Raw genomic sequence first — 15,891 nt, forward strand, 5'->3', positions numbered from 1 at the left:
GCCCTGAGACGGCGGTCAGGGCTGGGTTCCGCCCGGCGGGCGATGCCCCGCGGGCGGCCCGGCGCGCAGGCTGGGGCCATGACGTGGTGGAAGAACACGATGCGCGCGGCCCGGGTGGTGGCCGGGACGGCTTTCGAGGTCGTCGTGCTGGGGAGGCGCCCCGGGGAAGCCGGGGACTGGGCCGGCGCCGGGGTGGCCGTGCCGGCGGCTGACACGCCACGGCCGGCCGGCGGTGGCGGCGGCCAGTAGGCCACGGGCGCCAGCCGCTGCCGCCGCCGTCAGACCTCGTCCCGCTCGCCGGACAGCTCGCTGGCGTCCACGATGCGGTACGCGTACCCCTGCTCGGCCAGGAACCGCTGCCGGTGCGCCGCGAACTCCTGGTCGATGGTGTCGCGCGCCACCAGCGAGTAGAACCGCGCCTCGTGCCCGTCGGCCTTGGGCCGCAGCACCCGCCCGAGCCGCTGCGCCTCCTCCTGCCGGGAGCCGAACGTGCCGGAGACCTGGATGGCCACCGTGGCCTCGGGCAGGTCGACGGAGAAGTTGGCGACCTTGGAGACCACCAGCACCCGGATCTCCCCGGCGCGGAAGCCGTTGAACAGCTTCTCGCGCTGCGCGTTGGTCGTCTCGCCCTTGATGACGGGGGCGCCCAGGCTCTCGCCCAGCTCGTCGAGCTGGTCGATGTACTGGCCGATCACCAGCGTCTGCTCCCCCTCGTGGCGCCGCACCAGCTCCTCGGTGACCCGCCGCTTGGACTCCGTGGTGGCGCAGAAGCGGTAGCGGTCCTCGGGCTCGGCGGTGGCGTAGGCCAGGCGCTCGGACTCCGTGAGGTCGACGCGGACCTCGACGCAGTCGGCGGGCGCGATGTAGCCCTGCGCCTCGATCTCCTTCCACGGGGCGTCGAACCGCTTCGGGCCGATGAGCGAGAACACGTCGGACTCGCGGCCGTCCTCGCGTACCAGCGTCGCGGTCAGGCCCAGCCGCCGCCGGGCCTGGAGGTCGGCCGTGAACTTGAACACCGGCGCGGGCAGCAGGTGCACCTCGTCGTAGACGATCAGGCCCCAGTCGCGGGAGTCGAACAGCTCCAGGTGCGGGTACACGCCCTTGCGGCGCGTCGTGAGCACCTGGTACGTCGCGATCGTGACGGGCCTGATCTCCTTGCGGGTGCCGCTGTACTCGCCGATCTCGTCCTCGGTCAGCGAGGTGCGCCGCACCAGCTCCGCCTTCCACTGGCGGGCCGAGACGGTGTTCGTCACCAGGATCAGCGTCGTCGACTTCGCCTTGGCCATGGCCCCGGCGCCGACGAGCGTCTTGCCCGCGCCGCACGGCAGCACCACGACGCCGGAGCCGCCGTGCCAGAAGCCCTCCACGGCCTGCCGCTGGTAAGGGCGGAGCGCCCAGCCGTCCTCGGTCAGCTCGATGGGGTGCGCCTCGCCGTCCACGTACCCGGCGAGGTCCTCCACGGGCCAGCCGAGCTTCAGCAGCGTCTGCTTGATCTGGCCGCGCTCCGAGGGGTGCACGGCCACGGTGTCCTCGTCGATGCGCGCCCCGACCAGCGGCTTGATCCGCTTCGAGCGCAGCACCTCCTCCAGTACCGGCCGGTCGGTGGTGGCGAGCACCAGCCCGTGGGCGGGGTGCTTGAGCAGGCTCAGCCGCCCGTACCGCGCCATGGTCTCGGCCACGTCCACCAGCAGCGACTGCGGCACCGGGTAGCGGGAGTAGGTCACCAGGGCGTCCACGACCTGCTCCGCGTCGTGCCCGGCGGCCCGCGCGTTCCACAGGCCGAGCGGGGTCACCCGGTAGGTGTGGATGTGCTCCGGCGCCCGCTCCAGTTCGGCGAACGGGGCGATCGCGCGGCGGCACTCCTCGGCCTGCTCGTGGTCGACCTCCAGCAGGAGCGTCTTGTCGCTCTGGACGATCAGACAGGACACGCGGGACTCCCCCTTCGGTCGCGGGCGAAGATGGCCAAGCGTCCAGTGTGCCTCACCCGGCCGACGGGCCGCGGCACGAGCGTGTCAGCGCCCGCGGGCCGGTCCCGGCGGCGCAGTGCCTCCGTCCCCCCGCAGCGGCGCGCCGGCTATGAGCGGCGCGCCGGCGCACCGGGCGCCGCGTCCCGTTCGCGGGCGCCCCCGGGGTGCGCGGCGACGCAGCGGCTCCTGGAGGCCTGGCGGTACTGGAGGGCCGTCGTGCCCAGGGCGCCGAGGACGAAGAGGGCGCCGAGCCAGGCCGTCCAGGCGTAGCCGAGCCCGGCGTCGATGACGCGGCCGCCCGCCCACGGGCCCACGGCGTTGCCCGCGTTGAACGAGGCGGTGGCGGTCGCGGCGGCCAGGGTCGGGGCGGCGGCGCCCGCTACGGTGAAGATCCGCGCGTTCAGGCCCGGGGAGGCGAGGAAGGCGGCGAAGCCCAGCAGCCCGGCCAGCGCGACGGTGGCCACGGCCGAGCGCGCCAGGAGGGCGATGAGCACCAGCACCACGGTGGCCGCGCCGAGCCCGGCGTAGAGCGTGCCGAACGGGTGCCGGTCGGCCAGGCGGCCGCCCAGGACGGTGCCGGTCAGCGTGCCCACGCCGTAGAGCACGAGCACGACGGGCACCCAGCCCTCCGCCAGCCGGGAGACGTCGGTGAGCAGCGGCGCGAGGTAGGAGAAGAAGCAGAACGTCCCCGCCGCGAAGAGCACGATGGTGCCGGCCGCGGCCAGCGTGTGCGGGTCGCCGTAGATCCGGGCCTCCTGCCGCAGCCGGGGCCGTTCGCCCGCGGGCGCCGGCGCCACCCGCGGCACGAACAGCACGACGCCCGCGAGCCCGGCGACGGTCAGCAGCGCGACCGCCCAGAACGCGGCGCGCCAGCCGAACCCCTGGCCGAGCACGGCACCACCGGGCACGCCCGCGATGTTGGCGACCGACAGGCCGCCGATCATGACGGCCATGGCGCGGGCCCGGGCGCTGGGATGCACCAGCGAGACGGCGACGGCCGCGCCCACCGCCCAGAACCCGGCGCAGGCCAGGGCGCTGACGACGCGGGTGGCGAAGAGCACCCCGTAGCTGGGGGCGAGAGCGCCGGCGACGTGGCAGGCGGCGAAGACGGCGAGCAGCGTGATCAGGGTGGTGCGGCGCGGCAGCCGCTGGGTGGCGGCGGCCAGCAGCGGGGCGCCGATGACCATGCCGATGGCGAACGCCGAGATCAGCAGCCCGGCCGTGGGAATGGAGACGCCGAGGTCGTCCGCTACCTCGGGCAGCAGACCGGAGAGCATGAACTCGGAGGTGCCGAGCGCGAAGACGGCGCCGCCCAGGATCAGGACGGCGGCAGGCAGCCGGCGGGATGCGGGTGCGGAGGGCTGATCAGACACACCGGGACTAACGTCCCGTGACGCGGCGGGCATTCCGCCCGTACCGGTAGGCGGTCTTCGGGCGGCGCAGCCCGGAGGCGCGCAGCAGCCGCACGATGTCACGGCTGCGGACGACGGCGGCGCCCAGCCGCACCGCCTCGGCGTAGCTCTCGGCGGGGATGTCGTAGTGGTCGCGCTCGAACGCCCGGCGCGGCGCCCCGAGCCGGGCGGCGAAGGCGTGCAGCTCCTCGTAGGAGACGTCGCTGATGAGGTGGGACCACATCCGGCCGTGCCCGGGCCAGGTGGGAGGGTCGATGTAGACGGTCACGAGCCGAGACCGCCCAGCGGGGCGACCTGGCGGCCGGAGCGCTCGCAGACCCAGTGCGGGTCCTCGCCCAGCTCCGGTTCGACCCGCAGCTCGTGCGGTTCGCCGTCGGTGCACAGCGGGCAGACCGGCCAGCGGCCGGAGCGCTCGGCCAGCGCGTCCTGCACGTCCTGGGCGAGCAGGCCCGGCACGTAGGCGGCGCCCTCGGGCCACTGCTCCGACCACCAGCGGCGGTGGGTCACCGCCTTCTCCAGCAGCGACACCTCCTCGGGGCCGGCGGCGCCGGCCGCGGTGAGGTCCGCGAGCACCAGGGCCCGGCCCTGGTGCAGTGCCTCCTCGCAAACGTCCATGGTTCGGATGGTAGGCGGGCGAGGGGTGTCGTGCGCCGCGCCGCAGGAGCTCTTGACGGGCAGCTTTGCTGAAAATATGTTTCACCTCGTGCGGAACGCGATGAAGGAAAATTTCGTCCACCGTCGCGGCGTGCGGGCGCGTCCCCTCCCCGTGACGCACCGGCCCGCTCCTCCCGAGCCAGGCGCCCTCGCCGCCAAGGTGCGGACGCTCGCGCCCTCCATGACCCGTTCCATGCAGCGCGTCGCCGAGACCGTCGCCGCCGATCCGGCCGGCTGCGCCGCGCTCACCGTCACCGGCCTCGCCGAACGCACCGGCACCAGCGAGGCCACCGTCGTCCGCACGGCCCGCCTGCTCGGCTACCCCGGGTACCGGGACCTGCGCCTGGCGCTGGCGGGCCTGGCCGCCCAGCAGGCGTCCGGGGCCGCGCCCGCCGTCACCGCCGACATCACGGTCGACGACCCGATGAGCGACGTCGTCGCGAAGCTGGCGCAGGACGAGCGCCAGACCCTCGCCGACACCGCCGCCGCCCTGGACATCTCCCAGCTGGAAGCCGCGGTGGGCGCGCTCGCCACCGCCAGACGCGTGGACGTCTACGGCGTCGGCGCCTCGTCGCTGGTCGCCCAGGACCTGGCGCAGAAGCTGCTGCGCATCGGGCTCGTGGCGCACGCCCACGCCGACCCGCACCTGGCCGTCACCAACGCCGTCCAGCTGCGGACCGGGGACGTCGCCGTGGCGATCACCCACTCCGGCCGGACCGTCGACGTCATCGAACCGCTCCAGGCCGCCTTCGACCACGGCGCCACCACCATCGCCGTCACCGGCCGCCCGGACGGGGAGATCACGCAGTACGCGGACCACGTGCTGACCACGTCCACGGCCCGGGAGAGCGAGCTGCGCCCGGCCGCGATGTCGAGCCGCACCAGCCAGCTCCTCGTCGTGGACTGCCTGTTCATCGGCGTCGCCCAGCGCACGTACGACTCGGCGGCCCCGGCGCTGCACGCCAGCTACGAGGCGCTGGCCCACCGGCACTCGCCGCGGGAACGCTGACCGCGCTCCCGGCGAGCCGAGCCCACCGGACACCCCGGCGGGCTCTCCCTCCCGCACCAGTCCGTCCCGCCACCGTCGGAGAGCCGCTCCATGTCCACCAGCCCCTACGACGAGCTGCGGTCACAGCTCGACGCCCTGACCACCGAGGCATACCGGCCCGACCTCGCCAATATCGACACGCTCCCGACCCTGGAAATCGCCCGGCTGATGAACGCGGAGGACATCCGCGTGCCCGGCGCCGTCGCCGAGCGGCTTCCCGAGATCGCCGACGCGATCGACGCGGTCGCCGCCCGCCTGGCCGAGGGCGGCCGGCTGCTGTACCTGGGCGCGGGGACGGCCGGACGCCTCGGCGTGCTGGACGCCAGCGAGTGCCCGCCGACGTTCAACACCCACCCGGATCAGGTCGTCGGGCTCATCGCCGGCGGGCCCGAGGCGATGGTCACGGCGGTGGAGGGGGCCGAGGACAGCCGGGCGCTGGCCAGGTCGGACCTGGAGGAACGCGGGCTCACGGCGGCGGACGCGGTCGTCGGCATCTCCGCCTCGGGGCGCACCCCGTACGCGGTGGGCGCGGTGGAGCACGCGCGCGCCCGGGGCGCGCTCACCATCGGCCTGTCCTGCAACGCCGGCTCGCCGCTCGCGGCGGCGGCCGAGCACGGCATCGAGATCGTGGTCGGCCCCGAGCTGATCAGCGGCTCGACCCGGCTGAAGGCGGGGACGGCGCAGAAGCTCGTGCTGAACATGATCTCGACGATCAGCATGATCAAGATCGGTAAGACGTACGGGAACCTGATGGTGGACGTGCGGGCCTCGAACGAGAAGCTGCGCGCCCGGTCGCGGCGGATCGTGGCGCTGGCGACGGGGGCGCCGGACGAGACCATCGAGGCGGCGCTGCGGGAGACGGGCGGCGAGGTGAAGAACGCCATCCTCACGATCCTCGGCGAGGTGGACGCGGCCACCGCCGACCGCCTGCTGTCGGAGTCCAACGGCCACCTCCGCGCCGCCCTCGCCGCCGCCCGCGGCTGACGTCACGGCCCGCCCGCGCTCACCTCGCGCCGCGCCTCGCGGGGCCCGCCTGGCTGCGGGCGGTGGCCGCTGCGGCGCGGCGGCCAGCTCAGCCGCCGCCGGGCGCGGACCGCGCGCACATGCAACCGGGGCGGCACCCCCGCAGGGGTACCGCCCCGGATTGCCACAAGGGACGGCTGAGCCGGTCAGGCTCAGAAGTCCATGCCACCGCCCATGCCGCCGGCGGCGTCGGCGCCCGCCTTCTCCTTCTCCGGCTTGTCGGCGACCACGGCCTCCGTGGTCAGGAACAGGCCGGCGATGGAGGCGGCGTTCTGCAGCGCGGAACGCGTCACCTTGGCCGGGTCGATGATGCCCTCGGCCAGCATGTCCACGTACTCGCCGGTGGCGGCGTTCAGGCCGTGGCCCGTGGGCAGGCCGCGGACCTTCTCCGCCACGACGCCGCCCTCAAGGCCGGCGTTGACGGCGATCTGCTTCAGCGGGGCCTCCAGGGCCAGGCGAACGGCCTGGGCACCGGTGGCCTCGTCGCCCTCGAGCTCCAGCTTCTCGAACGCGTTGGAGGCCTGGAGCAGGGCCACGCCACCACCGGCGACGATGCCCTCCTCGACGGCGGCCTTGGCGTTGCGCACCGCGTCCTCGATGCGGTGCTTGCGCTCCTTGAGCTCCACCTCGGTGGCCGCGCCGGCCTTGATGACCGCCACGCCGCCCGCGAGCTTGGCCAGGCGCTCCTGGAGCTTCTCGCGGTCGTAGTCGGAGTCGGAGTTCTCGATCTCGGCGCGGATCTGGTTCACGCGGCCCTGGACCTGGTCGCTGTCGCCCGCACCGTCGACGATGGTGGTCTCGTCCTTGGTGATGACGACCTTGCGGGCGCGGCCCAGCAGGTCGAGCGTGGCGTTCTCCAGCTTGAGGCCGACCTCCTCGGAGATGACCTGGCCGCCGGTCAGCGTGGCGATGTCGCCCAGCATGGCCTTGCGGCGGTCACCGAAGCCGGGGGCCTTGACGGCGACCGACTTGAAGGTGCCGCGGATCTTGTTCACCACGAGGGTGGACAGGGCCTCGCCCTCGACGTCCTCGGCGATGATCAGCAGCGGCTTGCCGGCCTGCATGACCTTCTCCAGCAGCGGGAGCAGGTCCTTCACCGCGCTGATCTTGGAGTTGACGATGAGGATGTACGGGTCCTCGAGCTCCGCCTCCATCCGCTCCATGTCGGTAGCGAAGTAGCCGGAGATGTAGCCCTTGTCGAAGCGCATACCCTCGGTGAGCTCCAGCTCGAGGCCGAAGGTCTGCGACTCCTCGACGGTGATGACGCCTTCCTTGCCGACCTTGTCCATGGCCTCGGCGATCAGCTCACCGATCTGGGTGTCGCCGGCGGAGATGGAGGCGGTGGAGGCGATCTGCTCCTTGGTCTCGACCTCCTTGGCCTGCTGCAGCAGGGCCTCGGAGACCTTCTCGACGGCGGCCTCGATGCCCCGCTTCAGGGCCATCGGGTTGGCACCGGCGGCGACGTTCCGCAGGCCCTCGCGGACCAGCGCCTGCGCCAGGACGGTCGCGGTGGTCGTGCCGTCACCGGCGACGTCGTCCGTCTTCTTCGCGACCTCCTTGACGAGCTCGGCGCCGATCTTCTCGTAGGCGTCCTCGAGCTCGATCTCCTTCGCGATGGAGACACCGTCGTTCGTGATGGTGGGGGCGCCCCACTTCTTCTCCAGAACGACGTTCCGGCCCTTGGGGCCGAGCGTGACCTTGACGGCGTCAGCGAGCTGGTTCATCCCGCGCTCAAGGCCGCGCCGCGCGTCTTCGTCGAACGCGATGATCTTGGCCATGTGAAGTGGTCCTCCCAGAACAGGGGTGGATTGCTCCAGGACCGCGCTGGCGCCCGCGACGGACGGTCCGCATGCCCGGCGGTTCCTTGCCCCGCCCGGCCCGAGGACCTCACCGAACCGGTCCTTGCTGTCACTCTCCACTGTAGAGTGCTAACGCCCATGATTAGCACTCGGCACCTGTGAGTGCAAGCCCGGCCGGGGTGCGCGGCAGCCCGGGAAGACGGCCTCACACCCCCCTCCGCAGCCCGTTCCGACGAGCCGTCAGGACACCGCCAGAACAGCGTCTGGACAGCGTCAGGGCCCCGCGCCCGGTGGCGGAGGCGGGGCCCTGCGAGGAACCTGAAAAGCTGCCGTGGTGCGGTCGGCGGTTCAGGCGGTGACCCGGACCATGTCGGCCTGGGGACCCTTCTGTCCCTGCGAGATCTCGAACTCGACCCGCTGTCCCTCTTCGAGAGTGCGGTAGCCGTCCATCTGGATCGCGCTGTAGTGGACGAACACGTCCGCACCACCGTCGACCGCGATGAAGCCGTATCCCTTCTCCGCGTTGAACCACTTGACGGTGCCCTGAGCCATTACGTAACTCCCCTGTTGCTGGCCCTTTCACGAGACCGCACTTCACGGCCCCGGGTCAGACCTCTCAGACCTCACCCCCGGGCGGTTGGGGGTGTGCGCCGGAACGCGTCGACCGCCGCTGAATGTATCGGGCCGTACGCCGAGTGCAACAGGTCCTTCGGACGAGAAATCGGGAGCGCTCACAACGGGCACACAGTGGCAAAGCAGCTGGAACCTGAATGTTTTGCCACGGACGTTGCGCACCAAACAGACAATTCGAGCGGCGATTTTCAGCTACGTGCCGCCGGGGAGCCATGCAGAAATTTTTGCGAGACGCGCCCGATACAACGCGCTAGTGGCGCCGTGCCGTTGTTCCGGGCACCACCTGCCCCGCAGGCCACGGCTCACCCTACCGAACCGAAGGACAGCGTTCCGCCCCGGGGCCCATCGGCTCCCGGGGCGGCCGCGCGCGCCCGCGCGGATGTCCGGATCGCTCAGCCGGACCGCTCGCCGGCCGTCAGCCGCCCGCGACGGCCGGGATGATCGAGATGCTCGCGCCGTCCGGCGTCGGGGTCTCCAGCCCCTGGGCGAAGCGGACGTCGTCGTCGTTCACGTAGACGTTCACGAAACGGCGCAGCTTGCCCTGCTCGTCCAGCACCCGGGCGCCGATGCCCTGGTGGTTCTGGTCCAGGTCGGCTATCACGTCAGCCAGCGTGGCGCCCTCGGCCGTGACCTCGGACTGGCCGCCGGTGTAGGTGCGCAGGATGGTGGGAATGCGGACACGGACGCTCATGACAGGCCAGCCTCTCGGAACGATTCAAGGTTCGGGCGGATGGTGGCGGTGGGCCCGGCGAAGGAGGCCACCGCGTCCAGGGTCTTCAGGCCGTCGCCGGTGTTGAGCACGACGGTCTCCAGCGCGGGATCGAGGTCGCCCGCGGCCAGCAGCTTCCTGGCCACGCCCAGCGTCACCCCGCCCGCCGTCTCGGCGAAGACGCCCTCGGTGCGGGCCAGCAGCGCCATGGCGTCCACGATCTCCTCGTCGGTGACGTCCGCGACGGCGCCGCCGGTGCGGCGGACGATGTCCAGCACGTACGGCCCGTCGGCGGGATTGCCGATGGCGAGGGACTTGGCGATGGTGTCCGGCTTGACCGGCCTGACCACGTCGTGGCCGTCGCGGAACGCCCGTGACACCGGGGAGCAGCCCTCGGCCTGGGCGCCGAAGATCTTGTACGGCTTGTCCTCGACGAGGCCGAGCGCGATCAGCTCCCGGAGCCCTTTGTCGATCTTGGTGAGCTGGGAGCCGGAGGCGATGGGGATCACCAGCTGGTCGGGCAGGCGCCAGCCCAGCTGCTCGCAGATCTCGAAGGCCAGGGTCTTGGAACCCTCCGCGTAGTACGGGCGGAGGTTGACGTTGACGAAGCCCCAGCCCTCGCCCGCCGGGTCGCCGATCAGCTCGCTGCAGAAGCGGTTGACGTCGTCGTAGGTGCCCTCGATGGCCACCACGTCGCCGCCGTACACCCCGGCCATCAGCACCTTGCCCTGCTCCAGGTCGTGCGGGATGAACACGCACGAGCGCAGCCCGGCGCGGGCGGCGGCGGCGCCGACGGCGCCCGCGAGGTTGCCGGTCGAGGAGCACGACAGGGTGGTGAAGCCGAAGGCGCGCGCCGCCTCAAGGGCGCACGCGACGACGCGGTCCTTGAAGGAGTGCGTGGGGTTGCCCGAGTCGTCCTTGACGTACAGGCCGCCGGTCACGCCGAGCTCGGCGGCCAGGCGGTCGGCCTTGACCAGGCGCGTCAGGCCGGGGTTCAGGTTGGGCTTGTCCGCGACGTCCGCGGGGACCGGCAGCAGCGGTGCGTACCGCCACTGGCTGGCCGGGCCGGCCTCGATGCGGGCGCGCAGCGCCCCGGGGTCGCCGCTGGGGAACTCATAGGCGATCTCCAGCGGCCCGAAACAGGACGTACAGGCGAAGACCGGGCTGAGCGGGTAGCGCTCGCCGCACTCGCGGCAGGACAGCGCGGCGGCCGGACCGAGATCGACACCGCGGGCGGCGGCGTCTGTGTCGGGCACGGTGAGCACAGACATGGGTGCGAGGCCCTCTCTCCTCATCTTCCCCGCGGCGGCTCTCACCGCGGGCCGGAATTGGCACCTTCCCCACCGGGAGCCTCGCGTCGTCACGAGACCGGCGGAAGGGTTGCCGGGGCTTCTACGGGCCGTTCCCTCTGCCCCTCTGGATGAGCTGTATGCGGTTGTCGGGCGCGGTCTCCCCCGATATGCGGAGGACACCTGCGCTGTTCGAGACTGTAACGGACGGACCGCACAATGGCTCGGGCCGTCCGCTCCGCGAGACACGCGGGGCGGCGGGAAGTTTTCTCAGATTCGCGCGCGGAAGGGGTTCAACCTCCCCTAAGAAGGGGCAGACAGGGCCATGTGGGTTAAAGCACCACTTAACCGCCCAACTCCGACTAAGTGCCCATACCCGAACAGGAGCGACATTCGTGCTGGAAGAGGCAGAGGAGTGGCTGCACCGCCGGTCCTGGGTTGCCGCTGACCGGTCCCTGCCGCGACTGCTGGACGCGAAGCGAGCGGCGGGGGCGGCGGGCAGCATCAGCGTCGTCCTCCCCGCGCTCAACGAGGAGGCGACCGTCGGCGCGATCGTGGAAACGCTCCGGCGCGACCTGATGGAAGACGTGCCACTGATCGACGAGCTGATGGTGGTGGACTCCGGCTCCACCGACCGCACCTCGGAGGTCGCCGCCGCGGCGGGCGCCAAGGTCGTCCACCGCGACGAGATACTCCCCCGGCTGCCGTCCGTGCCGGGCAAGGGCGAGGTGCTCTGGCGGTCCCTGCTCGCGTCGAGCGGCGAGATCGTCTGCTTCGTCGACGCCGACCTGAGGGAATTCGACTCCCGCTTCGTGTGGGGCATCGTCGGCCCGCTGCTCACCGAGCCGGACGTGCAGCTGGTGAAGGCGATGTACGACCGCCCGCTCGGCGACCAGCCGGGGGGCGCCCGGCAGGGCGGCAGGGTGACCGAGCTGGTCGCCCGGCCGCTGCTGAACCTGCACTGGCCGCAGCTGGCCGGGGTGGTCCAGCCGCTCGGCGGGGAGTACGCCGCCCGGCGGTCGCTGCTGGAGCGCCTGCCGTTCCCCGTGGGGTACGGCGTGGAGCTGGGCATGCTCATCGACACGCTGCGGCTGGCCGGGCTGGACGCGCTGGCGCAGGTGGACGTCGGCGTCCGCAAGCACCGCCACCAGGACGGGCAGGCCCTGGGGCGGATGGCGGCCGCCATCATGCGCACCGCGCAGAGCCGGCTGCCCGGGCCCCGGCCGCTGCTGCGGCAGACCCTGACCCAGTTCGAGCGGGACGACGACGGCGGCTTCGTGCCGCGCACGCACCTGATCGACACCGAGGAGCGCCCGCCGATGACCACCATCCCCGAGTACGCCGCCCGCCAGGCCGCCTGATCCGCGCGGGCCTCCGCCCGGCCGCGCCCGGCCGGGCGGCACCGCACGGCAGACGAGGCGATCTAGCGGCAACGGTACCCAAAGGATTACGCTACGCATATGGACGCAGCCGAGCACACGGAGTCACCGGCACCGGCCGCCCGGCCGAAGGTTCTCGTCGCCTCCAACCGCGGCCCCGTGGCCTACACCGCGGCCGAAGACGGCACCCTGACCGCCCGGCGCGGCGGCGGCGGCCTCGTCTCCGGGCTGAGCGCCCTGGGCCCCGGCGCCGGAGTCTGGGTCTGCGCCGCCCTCGGCGAGGCGGACCGCGAGGCCGCCCGGCGGGCCGGGCCCCGCCTGGACCCGTCGGACACCGGCGGGCAGGACGTGCGGATGCTGGACATCCCGCCCGAGACGTTCGACGCCGCCTACAACGGCGTCGCCAACTCCGTCCTGTGGTTCGTCCACCACCTGCTGTACCAGACGCCCTTCGAGCCGGTCTTCGACGCCGGGTTCGAGCGGCAGTGGGAGCAGTACCGGGCCTACAACCAGACGTTCGCCCGCGCCCTGGCCGAGGAGGCGGAGCCGGGCGCCGCCGTGCTGGTGCAGGACTACCACCTGGCGCTGGTGCCCCGCATGCTGCGCGAGCTGCGCCCGGACGTGCGGATCGGCCACTTCTCGCACACCCCCTGGGCGCCGCCCGAGCTGTTCCGCGTGCTGCCCGGCCCGGTGGCGCGCGAGCTGCTGCTGGGCATGCTGGGCGCCGACCGCGCCGCGTTCCTCACCGCCCGCTGGGCCCGCGCCTTCGCCGACTGCTGCGCGGACGTGCTGGGCGCCGACGTGGTGTCGGACGGCGGGGGCGAGGTGATCCACGAGGGCGGCCTGGCGACGGCGCTGGGCGTGCACGGCCTGGGCGCCGACGGCGGCTTCCTGCGGGAGCGCGCCTCGCGCCCGGACGTGGACGAGCGGCTGGCGGAGCTGCGCGCGCAGGTCGGCGACCGCCGCACGATCGTGCGCGTGGACCGCACGGAGCTGTCGAAGAACATCGTGCGCGGCCTGCTGGCCTACCGCCGCCTGCTGACCGACCGCCCCGAGTGGCACGGCCGCGTGGTGCACCTCGCCTTCGCCTACCCCTCCCGGCAGGACCTGGCGGTCTACCGCGCGTACACGGCCGAGGTCACGCGCGTCGCCGAGGAGATCAACAAGACCTTCGGCACCGGGGACTGGACGCCGGTGCTGCTGCACGTCAAGGACGACTTCGCCCGGTCGCTGGCCGCGTACCGCATGGCGGACGTCGCGCTGGTCAACCCCATCCGCGACGGGATGAACCTGGTCGCCAAGGAGATCCCGGTCGTCTCGGAGTCCGGCTGCGCCCTGGTGCTGTCCCGGGAGGCCGGGGCGGCCGAGGAGCTGGCCGAAGACGCCCTGATGGTGAACCCCTACGACATCGCGGGCACGGCCGAGGCGCTGCACGCCGCCCTGCGCATGGACGACGCCGAGCGCGCCGAGCGCTCGGCGCGCCTGGCGGCGCGGGCCACCGCCCTCCCGCCGCGCGACTGGTTCCTCGCCCAGCTCGACGCCCTCGTCCCGTGACGCGCCCGCCGGTAGGCTCCCGCACCATGGGCACCCTCCCCGAACCCGCCACGGCCGAGGGCCGCGACGGCCTCACCGCCCTGCGCGGCGCGCCGGAACGCGCCCTGGTCGCTGTGGACTTCGACGGCACCCTGGCCCCCATCGTCCCCGACCCCGAGCAGGCGCGCGCCCACCCCGACGCGCTGCCCGCGCTGGCCCGGCTGGCCGCCCGCGTCGGCACCCTCGCCGTCATCACGGGCCGCTCCGCCGCCGCCGTCGTCCGGCTCGGCGGCTTCGACAGGCACCCCGGGCTCTCCGGTCTGACCGTGCTCGGCGCCTACGGGGCGGAACGCTGGGACGCGGCGACCGGCGAGTTCCGCACGCCCCCGCCGCACCCCGGGGTCGCGGCAGCGCGCGAGGCGCTGCCAGGGCTGCTGGCGGAGTGCGGCGCGGCCGACGCCCACATCGAGGACAAGGGCGGCGCGGTCGCCGTCCACACCCGCCGCGCGGCCGAGCCCGAGGCGTCGTTCGCCCGGCTGGAGGAGCCGCTCGGCTCGCTCGCCGCGCGCCTCGGCCTCACGCTGGAGCCGGGGCGGCTGGTGCTGGAGCTGCGGCCGCCCGGCATGGACAAGGGCGCCGCCCTGACCGCCCTGGTCAAGGAGACGGGAGCCCGGTCCGTCCTCTACGCCGGGGACGACCTGGGGGACCTGGCGGCCTTCGAGGCGGTCGCCGCGCTGCGGGCCCAGGGCGTGCCGGGGGTGCGCGTGTGCAGCGCCAGCACGGAGGTCACGCGGCTGTCCGAGATCGCCGACCTGACCGTCGACGGCCCGGCCGGGGTCGCCGCCCTGCTCGCCGCCCTCGCCGCCGCCGTCTGACGGGCGCCTGTGGCCCGGCCGGCCCGGCCCGTCACGACAGGTCGCGGCGCCGGGCCTGGCGGCGGCGGCGCAGCCGGTTGACGGTCACCGGGTCGTGCGCCAGCGCGCGCGGGTCGTCCAGCAGCGCGTTGAGCAGCTGGTAGTAGCGGGTCGGCGAGATGCCGAGCCGCTCCCTGATCGCCCGCTCCTTGGCGCCCGGCCCGGTCCAGGAGCGGCGTTCGAGGGCGAGCACCTCGCGGTCACGCTCGGTCAGCTCCTCAGACACCGGCCTGGACATCGGCGGCCTCCGCCTCAGTCTGGAGCTGGCCGAGGATCTCCGCGACGTTGCTGTCGCGCTGCACCGCGGCGCCGATGCCGCTGGCGATGTTCGCCGCGACCGTGCCCCAGGACACCTTGCCGACGGGGTAGAAGGAGGCGCCCGGCAGCTGCTCCAGGAACGGCGCGATCCGCTGGGCGTCCTCGTTGTCGCTGGCGGCGATCTCCTGCGAGTCGGGCGTCGTCACCGGCAGCAGCTCGTTGCGTGCCGCGAAGCTGCTGACCGTGTCGTTGGTGAAGACGAACTCCAGGAACCGCCTGATCTCCTCCAGGTGCCCGTTGTGGTTGAACGCCACGACCCACGTCGCCTGGCCCAGCGTGGAGATGGCCGGGTCGTCCACGCCCGGGACCGGCGCCGTGCGGTACCGCACGCCCGCCAGGTCCGCCTGGGTCATCAGCAGGGTGTCGGCCATCAGCATGCCGACGTTCCCCTCGGCGAAGCCCTGGTAGACGTCGTCGCGGGTGAGGCGCGCCGGGTTGCTGGAGCCCGCCAGGCCGGGGATGACCAGCTCGTCGCGCAGCCACGTGAATGTCTCGACGTTGACGTAGGAGTCGATGGTGTACGTGCCGGTGGAGTCGGTAAGAGCGCCGCCGCCGGCGAGCATCCAGGTCACGGCCTCGGCGTGGGCGTCGTCGTGGCCCAGCGGCAGCCCGAACGGAGAGGCCACGCCGGCCTCCTCCAGGGCGGACGCCGCCTCGATCAGCTCGTCCCAGTCGCGCGGCGGGGAGTCCGGGTCAAGCCCGGCGGACTCGAACAGGTCGGCGTTGTAGAACAGGCGCATGACGCTGGCGGACAGCGGCAGGCCGTACTGGACGCGCTGCCGCTCGCCCGCCCTGGCTATGGAGGGCACGAAGTCCGCGAGCACCGGCAGCGGCAGCAGCTGGTCGGCGCGGTAGAGGTCGCCGGCCTCGGCGTAGTCGGCGAACGCCGCGACGTGCGCGACGTCCGGCGGCTCGCCCGCCTCGATCATGCGGGCCAGCTGGTCGCTGGCGTTCTCGTAGCTGACGACGTTCACATCGATCCGGACGCCGTCGGTGCGGTTGTGGAAGGCGGTGGCGATGTCGTTCCAGTACCGCTGGGTGCTGCCGGCCCCCGCGGTCGTGCCGAACTCGGCCGCCAGCAGGCGCAGGATCACGATGTCGTCGCTGGAGTCGCCGCCGCAGCCGGTCAGCGTGGCGGGCAAGCCGAACGCGCCCGCGACTCCAGCGCCCAGTCCCAAGAAGCGACGCCGTTTCACTGTCTTACCTTCCCTGC

Annotated in this window: 16 protein-coding genes and 1 riboswitch; of the genes, 6 read left to right on the top strand and 10 right to left on the bottom strand. The window is 73.1% G+C overall.

Annotated elements, in window-relative coordinates:
* The first annotated feature begins 78 nt into the window (after positions 1–78).
* Positions 79–249 carry a hypothetical protein gene (locus JK356_RS12880; RefSeq protein WP_201867817.1) on the top strand — a complete coding sequence of 57 codons (171 nt, stop codon included), beginning with the start codon at positions 79–81 and terminating at the stop codon, positions 247–249.
* Between the two features lie 29 nt (positions 250–278).
* Here the strand turns inward: JK356_RS12880 and JK356_RS12885 are convergent, their stop codons facing one another.
* The 4 genes from JK356_RS12885 to JK356_RS12900 form a co-directional block, all read right to left on the bottom strand.
* Positions 279–1,928 carry a DNA repair helicase XPB gene (locus JK356_RS12885; protein ID WP_201867818.1) on the bottom strand — a complete coding sequence of 550 codons (1,650 nt, stop codon included), beginning with the start codon at positions 1,926–1,928 and terminating at the stop codon, positions 279–281.
* Positions 1,929–2,074: 146 nt separating this feature from the next.
* On the bottom strand, positions 2,075–3,373 hold the full coding sequence (locus JK356_RS12890) for a Cmx/CmrA family chloramphenicol efflux MFS transporter (protein WP_201867819.1): 1,299 nt from the start codon (positions 3,371–3,373) through the stop codon (positions 2,075–2,077).
* Positions 3,348–3,647, bottom strand: coding sequence for a DUF4031 domain-containing protein (locus JK356_RS12895; RefSeq protein ID WP_201867820.1), 300 nt, complete (start codon positions 3,645–3,647; stop codon positions 3,348–3,350). Before JK356_RS12895 ends, JK356_RS12890 begins: the two co-directional genes overlap by 26 nt.
* Positions 3,644–3,994, bottom strand: a complete 351-nt coding sequence (locus JK356_RS12900; protein WP_201867821.1) for a hypothetical protein — start codon at positions 3,992–3,994, stop codon at positions 3,644–3,646. Before JK356_RS12900 ends, JK356_RS12895 begins: the two co-directional genes overlap by 4 nt.
* 100 nt (positions 3,995–4,094) lie before the next feature.
* Between JK356_RS12900 and JK356_RS12905 the strand changes: the two genes are divergently transcribed.
* A complete protein-coding gene (locus JK356_RS12905) occupies positions 4,095–5,042 on the top strand; it encodes a MurR/RpiR family transcriptional regulator (protein WP_236671252.1) in 948 nt (315 codons plus the stop codon).
* A gap of 90 nt (positions 5,043–5,132) precedes the next feature.
* The gene (murQ, locus tag JK356_RS12910) at positions 5,133–6,065 is read left to right on the top strand and encodes an N-acetylmuramic acid 6-phosphate etherase (protein WP_201867822.1); all 933 of its coding nucleotides are present in this window, start codon (positions 5,133–5,135) and stop codon (positions 6,063–6,065) included.
* 191 nt (positions 6,066–6,256) lie between these two features.
* On the opposite strand, the gene groL is transcribed toward murQ, so the two are convergent.
* The 4 genes from groL to thrC all read right to left on the bottom strand — a co-directional run bounded on the left by groL (position 6,257) and on the right by thrC (position 10,516).
* Positions 6,257–7,882: a chaperonin GroEL gene (gene groL / locus JK356_RS12915; protein ID WP_201867823.1), complete on the bottom strand. Its 1,626-nt coding sequence runs from the start codon at positions 7,880–7,882 to the stop codon at positions 6,257–6,259.
* A gap of 369 nt (positions 7,883–8,251) precedes the next feature.
* A complete protein-coding gene (locus JK356_RS12920; RefSeq protein WP_004986573.1) occupies positions 8,252–8,455 on the bottom strand; it encodes a cold-shock protein in 204 nt (67 codons plus the stop codon).
* Positions 8,456–8,951: 496 nt separating this feature from the next.
* Positions 8,952–9,227 carry a MoaD/ThiS family protein gene (locus JK356_RS12925; RefSeq protein ID WP_201867824.1) on the bottom strand — a complete coding sequence of 92 codons (276 nt, stop codon included), beginning with the start codon at positions 9,225–9,227 and terminating at the stop codon, positions 8,952–8,954.
* Complete coding sequence (gene thrC, locus JK356_RS12930) at positions 9,224–10,516, bottom strand: threonine synthase (RefSeq protein ID WP_236671220.1); 1,293 nt, start codon at positions 10,514–10,516, stop codon at positions 9,224–9,226. Before thrC ends, JK356_RS12925 begins: the two co-directional genes overlap by 4 nt.
* A gap of 17 nt (positions 10,517–10,533) precedes the next feature.
* Positions 10,534–10,672, bottom strand: a riboswitch (SAM riboswitch).
* 257 nt (positions 10,673–10,929) lie between these two features.
* Here thrC and JK356_RS12935 point away from each other — a divergent pair.
* The 3 genes from JK356_RS12935 to otsB all read left to right on the top strand — a co-directional run bounded on the left by JK356_RS12935 (position 10,930) and on the right by otsB (position 14,321).
* Positions 10,930–11,895 carry a glucosyl-3-phosphoglycerate synthase gene (locus JK356_RS12935; RefSeq protein ID WP_201867826.1) on the top strand — a complete coding sequence of 322 codons (966 nt, stop codon included), beginning with the start codon at positions 10,930–10,932 and terminating at the stop codon, positions 11,893–11,895.
* 99 nt (positions 11,896–11,994) lie between these two features.
* Positions 11,995–13,467, top strand: a complete 1,473-nt coding sequence (locus JK356_RS12940) for a trehalose-6-phosphate synthase (protein ID WP_201867827.1) — start codon at positions 11,995–11,997, stop codon at positions 13,465–13,467.
* Between the two features lie 26 nt (positions 13,468–13,493).
* The gene (gene otsB, locus JK356_RS12945; protein WP_201867828.1) at positions 13,494–14,321 is read left to right on the top strand and encodes a trehalose-phosphatase; all 828 of its coding nucleotides are present in this window, start codon (positions 13,494–13,496) and stop codon (positions 14,319–14,321) included.
* Positions 14,322–14,352: 31 nt separating this feature from the next.
* Here otsB and JK356_RS12950 read toward each other — a convergent pair whose 3' ends face one another.
* Both JK356_RS12950 and JK356_RS12955 read right to left on the bottom strand, forming a co-directional pair.
* On the bottom strand, positions 14,353–14,598 hold the full coding sequence (locus JK356_RS12950) for a DUF3263 domain-containing protein (RefSeq protein WP_201867829.1): 246 nt from the start codon (positions 14,596–14,598) through the stop codon (positions 14,353–14,355).
* Positions 14,579–15,820 carry an ABC transporter substrate-binding protein gene (locus JK356_RS12955; RefSeq protein WP_201867830.1) on the bottom strand — a complete coding sequence of 414 codons (1,242 nt, stop codon included), beginning with the start codon at positions 15,818–15,820 and terminating at the stop codon, positions 14,579–14,581. The genes JK356_RS12950 and JK356_RS12955 overlap by 20 nt, the downstream gene beginning before the upstream one ends.
* Positions 15,821–15,891 lie beyond the last annotated feature (71 nt).

This window comes from Streptomyces sp. 7-21 (assembly GCF_016741785.1).
Classification (GTDB): Bacteria; Actinomycetota; Actinomycetes; order Streptomycetales; family Streptomycetaceae; genus Streptomyces.